Below are 14,972 nucleotides of genomic sequence, written 5' to 3' on the forward strand. Positions count from 1 at the left end.
TTGCCGACCCCGCGACCCGTTGCCGACCCCGCGACCCGTTGCCGACCCCGCGACCCGTTGCCGACCCCGCGACCCGTTGCCGACCCCGCGACCCGTTGCCGACCCCGCGACCCGTTGCCGACCCCGCGACCCGTTGCCGACCCCGCCGACCCGTCCCAGGCCCCGCCGGCCCGCGCCCTGCGTCGGCCCGCGCGGCAAGATCGCGCTCGAACATGGATGTAGTGGCATCGGCGCGCGGGGATGCCACTACATCCAGGATTGAGCGCGATCTTGGTCAGCGACAAGATCAATGACGAGGTCGATGAGGAAGATCCGAGCAACTTCCCGGATGTTGCTGTCTCCCGCGCGCCCGAGGCACCACCTTCCGGGAAGTTGCTCGGATCTTGGTGCGGGGTGCGGGGTGCGGGGTGCGGAGGGGGCGATCGAGGTCAGGCGGGGGCGGGCGTGGGGGTGGGGGATGCCGGGGTGGTCGCCGCCAGGCCGTCCTGCTCGGTGGTGAGCAGCCGGCGCAGGGAGAGCGCTACCAGCGAGGCGACCAGGCAGCCGCCGACCACCGTCGCCACCCAGACCATGCCGTTGGCGGCGCCGATGAGCGGGCCGGCGGTCACTGGGCCGATCACGCCGCTGATTCCGAAGATCATCGAACTCATCGCGTTGTACCTGCCGCGCAGCTCGTCGGTGGCCAGGGCGTTGGTCAGTGCGGGCATCACCGGGGACAGCATCGTCTCGCCGAAGCCGAAGATCGCCGAGCAGAGCACCACGCACAGGGCGGCCAGTACGGCGTTCTCACCACTGACAAGGCCGGCTGCGCCGAGGACCAGCCAGGCGGCGGCGAACACCGCTCCCACCACGGCCAACGCCCGGGTGCGGCTGCGTCCCTCGATCCGGCGGATCACCAGCAGTTGCGCGAGCACGATCATGACGGTGTTGGCCGCGAGCGCCCAGGCCACCACCCGGGGGTTCACCTCGGCCACCCGCACCGCGTACGCGGCGAAGCCCACCTCCACCTGCGCGTAGCCGCAGGTGGTGAGGATCAGCCCGAAGATCACCAGCCGCCGGAACGGGCGGTCACGGAGCACCGTCAGGTAGCCGCCGTCCGACGGCTCGTCGACCCCTCGACGTTTGCCGAGTCGGTGGCCCACGCCGGGCAGGGTGAGCAGGATCAGCGCCGGCATCAGGTAGGTCACCGCGTCCAGCAGGTAGATCGCCTGGAAGGTGCCGGGCCGGGCGGTGTCGACGATCGCGCCGGAGGTCATGCCACCGATGCCGATGCCGAGGTTGAGCAGGGCGAAGTTCAACCCGAAGACGCGTTGCCGCTCATCGTCGTCGGTCAACGACGCGAGGATGGTGTTCTGTCCGGACCAGATCGCCGAGCTGCCGATGGCGATCACCGTCATCACCAGCAGGGCCGAGCCGGTCGAGTGGACCAGCGCCAGCGAGCCGGTGCCGATCGCCTCGATCAGCAGGCAGGGCACCACCACGCGGCGGGCGCCGATCCGGTCGATCAGCGTCCCGCCCAGCGGCGACAGGGCCAGGGTGACAACGCCGTACCAGCCGATGACGAGCCCGGCACGGGTGTCGGTGAGCCCGCGTACGTCGGTCAGGTAGATGAACAGGAACGGCAGGGTCAGACCCCGCCCGATCGCCGACAGCAGAGTGCCGAGGAGGATCCGGCGAGCTTCCGAACGGCGGGGCAGGGCGCGACGCAGCATGCCGGCATTCTGTTCGGTGGGTCTGACGCCGCGCGAACCGTTTTGGCCACGCCTCGCGGTCACCGGGACCGGCGGGTGACCAATCCCACGTTGATCCACTCGCCGTGATCGCGGTCGGTTGGTGTCCGCCGGGTCTGCGATGCTGGCTCGATGACCGGCACCTGGCGACATCTGCCCGCTACCGCCCGCGCCATCGCGTGGACAGCAACGACGGCCGTCGCCGCCGCCCAGGCACGCGACGGTCAGGCGTACGACGAGGCGGTCGGCGGTCTCGCCGCGGACGAGCGTTCCGGCCTGGTGCTCGGCGCGGTGGTCCGGTTGCTGCTGGAGGAGAGCCATCCGGACGGGTTGGCCGGCGACGACATCCGCAAGGTGTTGACCCACTGCGTGCAGGAGTCGACGCGGTGGCGAACGGATGTGGACCCGCACGTGGTGCTTGTCCTGCTGGCCGGCGCGTTGGGCGTGTACGACCCCGACGGCGACGAGTCACCGCCGGACGCGACGGCGCTGGCCCGACACGCCCCGCTGCTGGTGGCCGACCTGTTGACGGCGACCAACGTGCCGTTGGACGACTACCTGGCCGCCGCGTTCGCGGAAATCGAGCGCACCGAACGGCAGGACTGACCGGCCCGCGCCACCTCGAACGGGGTGGCGCGGACGGGCGTCAGGCCGGGTCGGGGGTCCGCTTCGCCACGACCTCCAGGTACTCCGCCGGGATGCGCACCGTGGCGTCGGTGGCGCGGTTGTGGGTGCGGGCCAGCTCCACCAGATCGGCGTGCAGGTCCGGGCGTCGCTCCTCGGGCAGTGCCTCGAACGCCTTCAACGTCGGCCCGTAGTTGACCCGGAAGAAGTCGGCGAACTCCTCAGGTGTGCCGAAGCGGAACACGAACTCCCGGCGTACCGCCCGCAGTTCACTCACGGCCGCGCCGAGCAGCTCGCGGATCCGGCCCTCGTCGCCCCACTCCACCGGCGGGCGCAGCCCCGCCGGTGGCGGCACGTGCCGCCCCACAGTGCGGAACAGGTCGCCGATGAAGCCCTGCGGCGTCCAGGACGCCAGCGCCACAGTGCCGCCGGGTCGGCAGACCCGGACCAGCTCGGCCGCCGCCCGCTCCTGGTCGGGCGCGAACATCACCCCGACGACGGAGAGGACCGCGTCGAAGGCCCCGTCGGCGTACGCCAGTCGCTCCGCGTCGCCGGTCACGAAGGTGACCGGGAGTCGTTCCGCAGAGGCGCGGGCCTGGCCGCGTTCCAACAGTTCGGGTACGTAGTCGACGCCGGTCACGACGCAGCCGCAGCGGGCGGCGGCGATGGCGGCGTTGCCGGACCCGGTCGCCACGTCGAGTACGCGGGCGCCGGCCGACAGGTCGGCGGCGGTCACCAGAAGCTCGGAGATCGGGTGGATGAGAGCGGCGACCGCGCCGTAGTCACCGCTGGCCCATGTCACCTGCTGGCGTGCCTTCACTGCGATGAGATCGGGTGCGATGGTCATCGGTGGTCTCCCTCGGACAGTGTGGTGTGCCACTGACGCTAGGGGCGGCACCCCCTCGGGGGATCGGTAGAAACACCTATATCGGCAGCTGAAGGGCTGGCCGGCGGTGTTGGATAGGCGTCACAGTGCCGCTGGCCGTCCCGGACGCGATCACTCCTCGTTCCAGGTGTCGGTCTCGGTTGTCCGCCGGGAGCCCTGCGTGGACACCTGACCGCTGGCGATTGTCCCGCCGGAAGCGTCGAGCGCCTCCACGACGAGGCCCGCGGTGGGGCGGGGCACCTGCATGGCCGTCCCGGAGCCGCTGACGGCGCTCCTCGCCACCTCCTGCCCATCGTGCAGGACGCGCACAGTGGTGGCCGCTTCCGGCGTCACCACGAGCAGGAACTGCTGGCCCTCGCTGCCGCCGGTGTCATCGTCGATGGACACGGCCAGCACGCCGGCGGGATCGGTCGGGTCGGCCGTCGCGGTGAAGGAGGTGCCGGTGCTGAGCACACCGTCGGGCCGTGGCTGATCGGGGGCGATCGACACCTCGCCGACCCAGTCGCCGCCCACCCCGGGAGCAGCCAGGACCGTCACCTGGGCGTCCTCCACCGACGGCTCTCCAGCGGCCGGTGACGTGTCGTCGGCCAGGCCGGTGGGGAGGCCAGCGAGGCGCCCGCCCCACACCACGCTCGGAAGGGCGGTCAGGCGGTAACCCTCCGACTGGGCCCACTGGTACACCAACTCCCGGGCACGTTGCTGCTCGACACTGCCGCGTACGCGGGACATCGCCGTCGCGAGCTGAGCGTCGGTGATCGGCTTGGAAGCCAGCGAACCCGGCCCGGGCGTTATCTGGCGAGTCACCTCGCCGCAGTCGACCCGCCACCACTCGGGCCGCTGAGTGCGTGCCGTACGAACCAGGTAGGACCCGGTCGGCTCCGGGGCCCACCGGAAGGTGTCCCCGTCGGGCAACGGTGAGCTGAGGAAGACGCAGCCGGCCGGAGCGATCGCCACGTGTGCATCCTCCGGGCCGTCCACGGCCAGGCTCTCGTAGGGTTCCAGAGCGTCGCTGACCCCCCGGATAGAGGCGGTGCTGGCCAGTTCCTGGGCGCTGGCACCCTCGTCGGCGACCAGCCACACCGCGGCGCTCGGCCAGCCGGTGACCGGATCGGGCTGGTTACGGACGAAGGCGGCGAGGGCGACCCGGTGGCCGTCCACGTCGTCGGCGAAGAGGACCTTGACCCCGCTCACCGGCACCGTCAAGCGGGAGAATTCTCCCCGGCGTTGGGCGGCCATCAACTGTTCAGAGAGCTGACGCACGTAGCTGCTGTCCCCGGCGACGGCGCCGCGCGGCGGCGACTGGAGGAGTCGGTCCGACCACGCCAGCACGGGTGCGATGGACTCGGACGGGTCGGCCGGAAGTGGCTGCGTGGTCCGGCCCGGGCTGGCGATGGCGAAGGCCGTGCTCCCCACGGAGACCACGAGGGCCAGAACCAGCCCACCGAGGCGTCGCTGCCGGCTCCGTCGGTATCGCGCCCTCGCTCGGCCGTACGGGTCTGGCTGCGGGGTCAGTGTCCTGCTCAACTCGGCGAGGGCCCGGCTCAGCTCATCGTCGACAGTCATGGTGTTACCCCCGTCATCTTCGTCGTCCCGGTCGGTGCTGGATCAGCTGACGTTGGTGTCGGAGTCGGGGACTGTGCCGACGGGGGCGCATCCGGCGCCAGCGCCAGGCGCAGGCGAGCCAATCCTCGTGATGCGCGACTCTTGACCGACCCGACGGAGCAGCCGAGAGCGGCCGCGACCTCCGCCTCCGGCAGATCGACCACGTACCGAAGCACGATCACGGCACGGGTACGAGGTGTCAGCGCGCGCATAGCCTCGTAGAGAGCGCGCCGTTCGGTAACCGTCTCGGTCATGTCGCGGGTGGGCCGCTCGGGGAAGAACGCCGTCACCACCTCGTGCATCCGGTGGCGACGCCAGACGCTGATGTGCTGGTTGATCATGACTCGCCGCAGGTAGGCCATCGGGTCGTCGACCCGCCGCCACCGACGCATCACCTTCACCAGCGCGGCCTGCACCAGATCCTCGGCATCCTGGGTCGAGCCGGTGAGGTGGTACGCCACGCGCAAGAGATCGATGTAGCGCGTCTCGACGAACTCTCGAAAATGCTCGTCGTCAGCTGCCATAAGCCCCCGCCTCGATTGGTTACCTCTCACGACTCCGTCGAGGGTCAAAAGGTTGAAGGCCGGCAGCAGACTGTGAAACTGGGCCGAGGGGCATCATCGAGGCGCTGCCAGGTCGCCCAGCGGGATGCGGTCGCCGCTGGGGACGTGGAGCCGCTGCGGACCGTGGATATGCCGGAGGGCACATCCACGAATCGGATGTGCCCTCTTACCTCTGGTCGGGGTGGCCGGATTCGAACCGACGACCTCTTCGTCCCGAACGAAGCGCGCTACCAAGCTGCGCCACACCCCGAGGCGTGCCGACAAATAGTAGCCCACCCGCCCCGATGGTCAAACTCGGTACCCCTGCCGCCCCGACCCTGCCCGGCGTGGCCGGGCGGGCAGCGAGACGGTCAGCGGGGGATGAGGGTGAGGATGCTGGCCTCCGGTGGGCAGGCGAAGCGGATCGGGGCGGTCGGGTGGGTGCCGAGGCCGGCGGAGACGTGCAGCCAGGAGTCCGAGCCCGGCCACCGGTGCAGACCGCGCGCCATCGAACGGGGCAGGCCGCAGTTGGTCACCAGCGCCCCGTAGCCCGGTACGCAGACCTGACCACCGTGGGTGTGCCCAGCCAGCAGCAGCCCGAAGCCGTCCGCCGCCATCTGGTCGAGCACCCGTGGCTCGGGTGAGTGCGTCAGCGCGATGGAGAGGTCAGCCGAGGACGACACCGCGCCGGCCACTGAGGGGTAGTCGTCCCGGTCGATGTGCGGGTCGTCGACGCCGATCAGGTCGAGCTGTCGGCCGCCAGCCTTCAGCATGGTCCGGGCGTTGTTGAGGTCGGCCCAGCCGGCGCCGGTGAAGACCTGACGCAGCTCCTCGTAGGGCAGCTCGACGCCTTCGGTGTACTCCCGGTCGGGCAGGAAGTAGGTGAAGGGGTTCTTCAACACCGGCCCGGTGTAGTCGTTGGAGCCGAACACGAACGCGCCCGGGTAGTCCAGCAGTGGTTGCAGTGCCCGCAGCACCCCGGGCGCCGCGCCCGGGTGCGCCATGTTGTCGCCGGTCACGACCACCAGGTCGGGGTCGAGCGCGGCCAGCGATGCCACCCAGCGCTGCTTGCGCGCCTGGTCGGGCATCATGTGCAGGTCCGACAGGTGCAGCACGCGCAGCGGCTCCGCGTCGGCCGGGAGCACCGGCACGTCGTACCGCCGCAGGGTGAACATGTTGCGCTCGACGAGCGACGCGTACGCGAGGGTGGCCGCGCCGATCGTGGCGGTTCCGGCGGCGAGCCGGAATAGTGTGCGCTTTCGCATGGCGTTCAGGGTAGTTTGACCGTCCATGAGCACGCTGAAGGACCGCCTCACTGCCGACATGCGTTCCGCGCTCAAGGCGCGCGACGAGCTGACCACCTCCACGCTGCGGATGGCCCTGGCCGCCGTCGGCACCGCCGAGGTCGCTGGCAAGGCCAAGCGCGAGCTCACCGATGACGAGGTGCTCGCGGTGCTGACCAAGGAAGCCAAGAAGCGTCGGGAGGCGGCCACCGCCTTCGCCGACGCCGGGCGCGCCGAGCAGGCCGCGAAGGAGAGCGCCGAGGGTGAGGTGCTGGACCGCTACCTTCCCAAGCAACTCTCGGACGCCGAGCTGACCGAGCTGGTGTCGGGGGCGCTCTCCGCGGGCGGCTTCACCGGCAAGGCCCAGATGGGCCCGGCGATGAAGGCAGCCCAGGCCGCGGTGGCGGGCCAGGCCGAGGGTGGCCGGGTGGCCGCCGAGGTACGCCGTCAGCTCGGTCTCTGACCCAACGGATCAGCGGCACGGCAGAACGTCCTGCCGCCGCTCACCGATCCGGACAGACGAAACGGGCGGGCACCCGCTGAGGGTGCCCGCCCGTTGTGTCCTACTCGTCGGCTCAGCCGTTCGGACGCCCGCCGGGTCTGGCGGGTTGGCCGCCCGGAGTGCCGTTGGTGTTGCCCGGCGTGCCGCCGCCACTGCTCACCTCGATGGTGACCACACCATTCTTGATCGTGCGTCCGTCCGGGCTGGTGCCGGCCGCCTCGCCGGCCTTGCAGGAGGACGGCACCCTCGCGCTGGAGACGGTCGGCTCGAAGCCGGCGCCCTTGAGCCGCGTCTTCGCCTGCTCCACCGAAATGCACTTCACGTCGGGGATGCTGCGCTGGTCACCCTCGGAGATCTTCTGACCCGGCGGCTCGAACTGGATCTTCGGCTTGCCCTTCATCGCGTCCCGCAGCGTCTCCCAGACCGGCGGGTTGATGCCGTCCTTCTCCGCGTGCTTCATCTCTACGTTGGTCTGCGGCCAGTCCGGGTCGGCCATGATGCCGGCCACCGCGTACTGCTTGGTCATCGCAACCAGTGCGGCGGTCTTCTCCGAGTCGGTGGTGCCGGACTTGCCGGCCACCGGGTAACCGACGTCGCCGCGCACGTTTCCGGCGGTCGCCCCCGTGCACCGGGAGGACGACGACCTGTCGCCGACCGGGCAGCGGGCCGCGTCCACGGCGGCGCGGGCCACCTCGGTGCTGAACCGCTTCTCGCAGCGCGGGTTGGCGATGTCCAGCTTGTTGCCCTCCGGGTCGCGGATCTCCTGCACCGGGATCGGTTCGCAGTACTTGCCGTCCGCGGCCAGGGTGGCGTAGGCGTTGGCCAGGTCCAGCGGGGTGGTCTGCGAGACGCCCAGGGTGAAGGCGCCCCACTGGTGCGCGCCCTTCTCCAGGGTCAGATCTTCCTCGGAGCGGAAGTTGATGCCCAGCCGCTTGGCGGCCTTGACCACGTTCTCGGCGCCGACCTGCTGCTGGAGCGGCACGAAGTAGGTGTTCACCGACCGGCCGAACGCGCTCCACATGTTGTGTACGCCGGCCATGCTCTCGGTCGAGTTGGTGGGGCAGTAGAGGTTGGTCCCCGGGCAGGCCGCCGGGCCAGGCCGGATGATGTATTCCGACCGGAACTGCTTCTGAGCGTTGATCGTGTGGCCGAGCGGGATGCCCTTCTCCAGCGCCGCGACGATGGTGAACATCTTGAACGTCGACCCGGCCTGGTAGCCGGTGATGCCGTCGCCGCCGGTGAGCAGCGGGTTGACCGTCGCCGGGTAGTTGCCCCGGATCTTCTTCTTGCTCTTCGCGGGATCGCTGGAGATCTTGTTCTTCGGGTTCTTCGGGTCGTCGAGCTTGAACTGCCGGTTGACCGCGAGCGCCCGCACCCGGCCGGTGCCCGGCTCGATCACCGCGACCATCGCCGCTTCCTTGCTGTTCACGCTCTTGGCCTTACGGACCGCCTTGTCCGCGGCGCGCTGCGCCTGGACGTCGATCGAGGTCACGACGTTGTAGCCGCCGCTCTTCAGCCGGCGCTCCCGGTCGTATTTGGTCGAGCCGAACGTCTCCTGATCCATCCACCAGCGGTAGAAGTAGTCGCAGAAGAAGCCCCACTCGTTGACGTTGGCGGCGACGCAGCCGTTCGGGGTGCGCTTGTCCTTCACCACCAGGTCGACGGCCTTGGCGGCGTCGGCCTCCTGCTGGGTGATGGCCTTGATGTCGACCATGTTCTGGATGACGTAGTCACGTCGCTCCAGTGCGCGCGGGAAGCCGAGCTCGGTGGTCGGGTCGTTCGTCGTCGGTGCCTTGACCATGCCGGCCAGCAGCGCCGCCTCTTCGATCTTGAGCTTGCTCGGCGGCTTGCCGAAGTAGACCTGGCTGGCGGCGTAGATGCCGTACGCGCCGTTGCCGAACGCGGCGAGGTTGAGGTAGCGGGTGAGGATCTCGTCCTTGGAGAACTCCTTGTCGACCTGGAGGGCCAGCCGCATCTCGCGCAGCTTGCGGGCGCTGGTGTCCTCGGTGGCCGCGACGACGTCCGCCGGGTGGGTGGCCGAGTAGGCGATGGCCAGCCGGACGTACTGCATGGTCAGCGTCGAGGCGCCCTGCCGGCCGGAGCCCTCGCTCTGGTTGTTGACGAACGCGCGGGCGACACCGTTGATGTCGACGCCGTTGTGCTTGTAGAAGTCATGGTCCTCGGCCGCGATGATGGCCTTCTGCATGAACGGCGAGATGTCGGCGAGTTTCACGTCCCGCCGGTTCTCGTCGTACATCGTCGCGAGCGGCGTCTTGGCGTCCGAGGCCAGCAGGTAGCTGATCTGTGGCGCGCGGGCCACCGTCAGCTCCGTGGGCAGGGCACCGAATGTCTCGGCGCCGGCCTTCGCGGCCAGGCCGGACATCGCTACCGCGGGGAAGGCCGCCGCAGCGACCACCACGCCGGCCAGCAGGCCGCACACGAGTAGCGATGCGGCGTTGGTCAGCACATTGTGGTCACGTTTCCGCATCCAGGTCACCTCGGCATGGTACGCGAGTAGGGGACGAGGGGCGCTGGGGCGTTCTTTCCCCATTTCCTGCGCGCGCTGCCCTCGTTGTGCTAAACGCACGACCCCCGGTACTTGGTTGCGTGTGACCCGGCGTGAGTCTCCTCCGATTCGGAGAGGCGGCGCAGCGTTATCGCCGACCTCGGCGGGGTAACCGGCGGTCGAAGGCCCGGGAAGCCGGGAGTGTCCGGAATGATGGATTTCGTCGACAACGTTGCGTAATCAGTCGACTACAGAGCATGATGGGGGCGGCGACAGCGCCACATGTCGTCCGCGCCGCCTTGGGGAAGGCAGGCCGGACGATCGGGGGGAATTGCCGGCTGACGTGCATCGACGAGGTCGGTAGGTACTGCAAGGGGGGACGTGTACACATGGGCATGATCACTGACTGGCCGTCGCTTGCGGCATGTCAGAACGGGGACCCGGACGCGTTGTTCGTACAGGGCGCCGAACAGAACGTGGCGAAGCGGATCTGCCGGAGCTGCCCTGTTCGGTACGAGTGCCTGGCCGACGCGCTGGACAACCGGATCGAGTTCGGTGTGTGGGGCGGCATGACCGAACGCGAACGGCGGGCGCTCCTGCGTCGTCACCCGCAGGTGACGAGCTGGCGCAAGATGTTCGAGGCCGCGATGAAGAAGAACAGCAAGGACAAGGCCGGCAAGGACAAGATTCTCGTCAGCGCGGCCAACTGACGCCGGTCACGGCCGGCTGATCGCCGCGCCGATCGTCCGTAGCCCGTCGACGTCGTGTACGTCGGCGGGCTGCGCCGTGACCGAAACCGCCGGCACGGCCGGGAACGCCTCGGTGAAGCGCGCGGCGACCTGCTGCTCGCGTACCGCCTGGCGAGCCAGAGCCGCGTGCGCCCGCAGCACGTCGGCGGTGGCCTCATGTCCACCCAGCTCGGTCAGCCGCTCCGCGGCGACCCGGCTCTGCTCGGCGTCCAGCTCCGGGACCGCAGGGCGGTGCACCCGGTTGAGCACCAGGCCGGCCAGCGGCATCCGCTCGTCCCGCAGCCGGCCCGCGAAGTAGGCGGCCTCCCGGACCGCGTCCGGCTCCGGCGTCGCGACCAGCAGGAAGGCCGTCTCCCGAGCCTGAAGGATGCGGTACGTCTGCTCGGCGCGCTGCCGGAAACCACCGAACATCGAATCCAGTGCGGCCACGAAGCCGGACAGGTCGGTGAGCAGCTGCGCGCCGAGCACCTTCTGCACCACCTTCGAGAACATTCCGAACGAGGCCGTGACCAGGCTGAACATGCTCCGGCCACCGCTGCGCGCCGGGGCCAGCAGGAGTCGCAGCATCCGGCCGTCGAGGAAACGGGAGAGCCGAGCCGGCGCGTCCAGGAAGTCCAGTGCCGAGCGGGACGGTGGAGTGTCCACCACGATCAAGTCCCACTCGCCCCGGGCGTGCAGCTGACCCAGCTTCTCCATCGCCATGTATTCCTGCGTGCCGGCGAAGGTCGAACTCATCGCCTGGTAGAACGGGTTCGCGAAGATCTCCGCGGCCTTCGTCGGGTCGGTGTGCTGCAACACCACGTCGTCGAAGGTGCGCTTCATGTCCAGCATCATGGCGTGCAACTCGCCGCCGCTGCTCTCGACGTCGATCCCCTTGACCTGGCGAGGGGTGTTGTCCAGCTCGGTCAGGCCGAGCGACTGGGCCAGCCGGCGGGCCGGGTCGATGGTGAGCACCACAGTGCGCCGGCCGTGGTGCTCGGCAGCCCGCAGCGCCAGCGCCGCGGCCGTGGTCGTCTTTCCCACTCCGCCGGCACCGCAGCACACGACGATCCGCACGCCGGGGTCGGCGAGGATCTGGTCGACGTCCAGCTGCGGCGCCGCGTCTTCGGAAGGCACCAATCGAGCGTATCGGGCCGGTGGGTCCGCGCGCCCGTGCTGCGCTCAGGTGTGAGTCATTCGGCGCGGACGAGGGCTTGGGCCAGCGTCGCGAGCCCTGCCCGATCCACCCCGTCGGGCAGCAACGGCAGCTCGATCATCGGCAGCCCCAACTCCACCAGGTCGGCGCGGAGCGAATCCTCCAGTTCGCGCCGGATGAGCTGGTCACGCGCCTCATCGTGCAGTCCGGACACGATGTCCCGATCGGCCGGCAGCCCGGCGGCGACCAGCCCGCGCTTCAACTCCGCAGCGGTGACCGCAGGTCCTGCGGGCAGCGGGGGCCGGACTCCGTTGACGAGCACCTTCCCGACGCCGAAGCCGAGGGCGGTCAGGTCGGCGATCGCGTCGACCGTTTCCTGAATCGGCATCTCCTCCAGCAGCGTGACCACGTGTACCGCTGTCATCGGGGACCGCAGCAACGCGGCGACCCCCTCGCTCTGGGTCTTGATCGGGCCCACCTTGGCCAGCCGGGCGGTCTCCGCCGTCACGTTGAGGAACCGGCCGATCCGCCCGGTCGGCGGGGCGTCCAGCACCACCGCGTCGTACGCGCGCCGCTGCCCGGTGGTGCGGGTGGTGGCCTCCTTCACCTTGCCGGTGAGGAGGACGTCCCGCAGGCCGGGCGCGATGGTGGTGGCGAAGTCGATGGCGCCGAGCTTGCGTAGTGCCCGGCCCGCCGCGCCCAGTTTGTAGAACATGTCCAGGTACTCGAGCAACGCCTCCTCGGCGTCCACAGCGAGCGCGCGCACCTCACCGCCGTCTGGCGCGTCGGCGAGGTGCCGCTCCTCGTAGGGCAGCGGTTCGATGCCGAACAGCTGGGCGATGCCCTGCCGCCCCTCGACCTCGACCAGCAGGGTGCGCCGGCCACCAGCGGCGAGCGCGAGGGCCAGCGCCGCGGCCACGCTGGTCTTACCGGTGCCGCCCTTGCCGGTCACCACATGGAGACGGGCGGGCCATCCGGTACCGGCCGGGTCGATCGGACGCTCAGCTGCACACACCCGTCGAGCCTATCCAGGCTGGGCGGTCAGGCGACCTCGCAGACCCACCAACCCGTCTTCTGCACCACAGTGAAGCGCAACTCCTGGTCGGCGACCTTCTCGTCGGCGGTGGTCATGGTGAGCCGGGTGGAGACGGTGGCCCGTTCCCCGGTCTGGTTGTCCACCTTCGGGGTGGTCCACCGGAAGCGGGGGTTCTGGTAGGTGGAGGCGTACTTCTCCACCTCGGCCACCTTCGCGGCGATCTTGTCGTCGTCGCGGGAGGCGGCGCAGACGCGACTGGCCGCCTTGGTCGCGTCGCGATCCTTGTAGACCGCTGTGAGGAACTCGTCAACGGCGACCGCCGGCTCCTTGGCGCCCTCGCCGCTCTCGGTATCGCGCAGGGTCAGGAAGGCCACCACCCCGCCGCCCACGCAGAGCACCATGATCACGACCAGGGCGATCGCCGCGATCAGCAGACCGCGCTTCTTCTTCGGCTCGGCCGTGCCCTGATACGGCGGGTAGGCCGGTGGGGCCGGGGGGATCGACGAGGGGTTCGGGGCGCCCGGCTGCGTCGGTGCGGCGGCCGAGGTGGGCCCGCCAGGCCCCTCCGGCTGACTGGGGCCGGCGGGCTGGCCGGGGAACACCGGCTGGCTGGAGCCGGTGTGCTGCCCGGGGAAGGCCGGTGAGGTGGGGGCGGCGGAGAGCGCCGGCTGGGCGGGAGAGGCGGGGAGGGCGAGCTGCCCGGGTGGTGGAGCGGGGGTTGGCTGGCTGGGGATGGCCGGCGCGCCGGGCTGACCGGCGGGATCCGGGTGGGCCGGCGGGTGAGCGGGTGTGCCGGCCTGGTCGCCGCTGGGCGGGTGGGTCATGTCGTTCCCCCAGGGGTGCGGCGCCCGCCGCCACCCCTGGCGCCGAGCGTGATCGAGCGGGCGGCCGGGCGCAGCGCGACCGTCCGACCGGAAGGGTAGCGGTCGATGACCCCATCGGTGTCGCCCCTGCCTGTCGGGCGACCCAGCGATCCGGTGAGCGGTACCCGCGTCGGTTTCGGTGTCAGGCCCCCGACCTGCGGTGTGTCGCATATGTGACTGTTGGTGACCTCTTGTGCGCGTCCTGTTGGCGGGACCGTGGCCACAGACCTACCTTCGTCCCGGTGCGGGGGCCGGAACGGACGAATGGGTCCGGGCCGGAAGCATGGTCCGAGAGGTACGACCGGAGGCAGTACATGCGCGACGCGGACAACATCCCTCGCACCCAGTTCCCGACGAACGACCGGCCCCGCCGGGCCGGGTCCGTGGTCGAGGCCGGCGGGCAGGTCACCAACCAGCCGATCAACGAACGGTCGTACCGCCGGATGCCGGAGCAGGCGGAGACGGCCCGGGTGCCGAGCCAGCCCGCCGAGCGGACCCGCGAGGACGACGAGCCGGGCTTCGTCATCCACCTGCCGATCCGGGTGCCGAACCTGGCGGCGGCGACAGTGCTGGCCGGCCGGGTTGCGGTGTCCCTGGGCTTCCTGCCCGAGTTGGACGCCGGCGAGACCACCGTCTCCAACGCCGACGACCAGAACAACAGGCACCGGGTCTTCTGTGACCTGCTGCTGCCCGACCGGTCCCGCTGCCCCCAGGGGTACGAGCACGAAGGGCGCTGCGGGGAGCTGCCGGCCGCGCCGGAGCAGCGTCCCGTACCTCGTCCGGCCAGCGGACCGTAGGCTGTCCCTCGAACAATTCCGCACCGAGAGGGAGCCCTTCAGCGATGCAGAAGTGGGAATACTCCACGGTCCCGCTGCTGGTCCACGCGACCAAGCAGATCCTCGACAACTGGGGCGAGGACGGGTGGGAGCTCGTCGCCGTGGTCCCCGGCCCGAATCCGGACCAGCTGGTCGCCTACCTGAAGCGGCCGAAGGCGTGAGCAACGGTCCGCACGCGAAGCTCGCCGAGCTGGGTCTCGAACTGCCCGAGGTCGTGCCGCCGGTGGCCAGCTACGTCCCGGCCGTGCAGTCCGGGCAGCACGTGTACGTTTCCGGCCAGTTGCCGATGGCCGAGGGCAAGTTGCTGGCGACCGGCAAGGTCGGCGCCGGGATCTCCGCCGAGCAGGCGAAGGACCTGGCCCAGCGGTGTGCGCTGAACGCGCTGGCCGCTGTCGACTCGCTGGTCGGCATGGAGAACGTGGTCAAGGTGGTCAAGGTGACCGGTTTCGTGGCCTCCGCGCCCGGCTTCACCGGTCAGCCCGCCGTGATCAACGGTGCCTCCGACCTCTTCGGCACCGTCTTCGGGGAGGCCGGCCGACACGCGCGCAGCGCGGTGGGCGTGGCCGAGCTGCCCCTGGATGCCCCGGTGGAGATCGAGCTGATCGTCGAGGTCGCCTGACGCGTCCTCACCGCCCCGCGATCTTGCACTTTCTGCTCGGACGAAAGCCCTGAACGGGG

At 70.3% G+C, this 14,972-nt stretch carries 15 protein-coding genes and 1 tRNA gene; 6 read left to right on the forward strand and 10 right to left on the reverse strand.

Annotated elements, in window-relative coordinates; translation table 11 throughout:
* Window positions 1-428: 428 nt before the first annotated feature.
* Entirely contained in the window at window positions 429-1,712 is a 1,284-nt protein-coding gene (locus tag ACLJOK_RS32145; RefSeq protein WP_410822245.1) for an MFS transporter, read from the reverse strand.
* A gap of 150 nt (window positions 1,713-1,862) precedes the next feature.
* On the opposite strand from ACLJOK_RS32145, the gene ACLJOK_RS32150 reads away from it, so the two are divergent.
* Window positions 1,863-2,336 carry a hypothetical protein gene (locus tag ACLJOK_RS32150; protein ID WP_410822246.1) on the forward strand — a complete coding sequence of 158 codons (474 nt, stop codon included), beginning with the start codon at window positions 1,863-1,865 and terminating at the stop codon, window positions 2,334-2,336.
* Between the two features lie 40 nt (window positions 2,337-2,376).
* Here ACLJOK_RS32150 and ACLJOK_RS32155 read toward each other — a convergent pair whose 3' ends face one another.
* From ACLJOK_RS32155 to ACLJOK_RS32175, 5 genes are all read right to left on the reverse strand, one after another.
* Complete coding sequence (locus tag ACLJOK_RS32155; RefSeq protein ID WP_410822247.1) at window positions 2,377-3,201, reverse strand: class I SAM-dependent methyltransferase; 825 nt, start codon at window positions 3,199-3,201, stop codon at window positions 2,377-2,379.
* 150 nt (window positions 3,202-3,351) lie between these two features.
* Window positions 3,352-4,803 carry a hypothetical protein gene (locus ACLJOK_RS32160; protein WP_410822248.1) on the reverse strand — a complete coding sequence of 484 codons (1,452 nt, stop codon included), beginning with the start codon at window positions 4,801-4,803 and terminating at the stop codon, window positions 3,352-3,354.
* Window positions 4,800-5,366, reverse strand: a complete 567-nt coding sequence (locus ACLJOK_RS32165; protein WP_410822249.1) for a SigE family RNA polymerase sigma factor — start codon at window positions 5,364-5,366, stop codon at window positions 4,800-4,802. Before ACLJOK_RS32165 ends, ACLJOK_RS32160 begins: the two co-directional genes overlap by 4 nt.
* 212 nt (window positions 5,367-5,578) lie before the next feature.
* A tRNA-Pro gene (locus tag ACLJOK_RS32170) sits at window positions 5,579-5,655 on the reverse strand.
* 100 nt (window positions 5,656-5,755) lie between these two features.
* Complete coding sequence (locus tag ACLJOK_RS32175) at window positions 5,756-6,649, reverse strand: metallophosphoesterase (protein ID WP_410822250.1); 894 nt, start codon at window positions 6,647-6,649, stop codon at window positions 5,756-5,758.
* Window positions 6,650-6,674: 25 nt separating this feature from the next.
* Between ACLJOK_RS32175 and ACLJOK_RS32180 the strand changes: the two genes are divergently transcribed.
* Entirely contained in the window at window positions 6,675-7,130 is a 456-nt protein-coding gene (locus ACLJOK_RS32180; RefSeq protein ID WP_410822251.1) for a GatB/YqeY domain-containing protein, read from the forward strand.
* 112 nt (window positions 7,131-7,242) lie between these two features.
* Here ACLJOK_RS32180 and ACLJOK_RS32185 read toward each other — a convergent pair whose 3' ends face one another.
* Window positions 7,243-9,657 carry a penicillin-binding protein gene (locus tag ACLJOK_RS32185; protein ID WP_410822252.1) on the reverse strand — a complete coding sequence of 805 codons (2,415 nt, stop codon included), beginning with the start codon at window positions 9,655-9,657 and terminating at the stop codon, window positions 7,243-7,245.
* 407 nt (window positions 9,658-10,064) lie between these two features.
* Between ACLJOK_RS32185 and ACLJOK_RS32190 the strand changes: the two genes are divergently transcribed.
* On the forward strand, window positions 10,065-10,385 hold the full coding sequence (locus ACLJOK_RS32190) for a WhiB family transcriptional regulator (RefSeq protein ID WP_030328078.1): 321 nt from the start codon (window positions 10,065-10,067) through the stop codon (window positions 10,383-10,385).
* 6 nt (window positions 10,386-10,391) lie between these two features.
* Here ACLJOK_RS32190 and ACLJOK_RS32195 read toward each other — a convergent pair whose 3' ends face one another.
* Genes ACLJOK_RS32195 through ACLJOK_RS32205 form a run of 3 tightly spaced genes read right to left on the reverse strand, consistent with a single transcriptional unit; the run spans window position 10,392 to window position 13,197 of the window.
* Window positions 10,392-11,543, reverse strand: coding sequence for an ArsA family ATPase (locus ACLJOK_RS32195; RefSeq protein WP_410822253.1), 1,152 nt, complete (start codon window positions 11,541-11,543; stop codon window positions 10,392-10,394).
* Between the two features lie 53 nt (window positions 11,544-11,596).
* Window positions 11,597-12,574 (reverse strand): ArsA-related P-loop ATPase, encoded by a 978-nt coding sequence (locus ACLJOK_RS32200; protein WP_410822254.1) that lies wholly within the window; start codon window positions 12,572-12,574, stop codon window positions 11,597-11,599.
* Window positions 12,575-12,600: 26 nt separating this feature from the next.
* Window positions 12,601-13,197 (reverse strand): hypothetical protein, encoded by a 597-nt coding sequence (locus ACLJOK_RS32205; protein ID WP_410822418.1) that lies wholly within the window; start codon window positions 13,195-13,197, stop codon window positions 12,601-12,603.
* 575 nt (window positions 13,198-13,772) lie between these two features.
* Between ACLJOK_RS32205 and ACLJOK_RS32210 the strand changes: the two genes are divergently transcribed.
* Genes ACLJOK_RS32210 through ACLJOK_RS32220 form a run of 3 tightly spaced genes read left to right on the forward strand, consistent with a single transcriptional unit; the run spans window position 13,773 to window position 14,913 of the window.
* Entirely contained in the window at window positions 13,773-14,255 is a 483-nt protein-coding gene (locus ACLJOK_RS32210; RefSeq protein ID WP_410822255.1) for a hypothetical protein, read from the forward strand.
* A 44-nt stretch (window positions 14,256-14,299) separates the two neighbouring features.
* Complete coding sequence (locus ACLJOK_RS32215; protein ID WP_007466198.1) at window positions 14,300-14,455, forward strand: DUF4177 domain-containing protein; 156 nt, start codon at window positions 14,300-14,302, stop codon at window positions 14,453-14,455.
* On the forward strand, window positions 14,452-14,913 hold the full coding sequence (locus ACLJOK_RS32220) for a RidA family protein (protein ID WP_410822256.1): 462 nt from the start codon (window positions 14,452-14,454) through the stop codon (window positions 14,911-14,913). The genes ACLJOK_RS32215 and ACLJOK_RS32220 overlap by 4 nt, the downstream gene beginning before the upstream one ends.
* Window positions 14,914-14,972: the final 59 nt, after the last annotated feature.

Origin of the sequence: Micromonospora sp. 050-3 (assembly GCF_046549335.1) — a bacterium.
GTDB lineage: Bacteria > Actinomycetota > Actinomycetes > Mycobacteriales > Micromonosporaceae > Micromonospora > Micromonospora trifolii.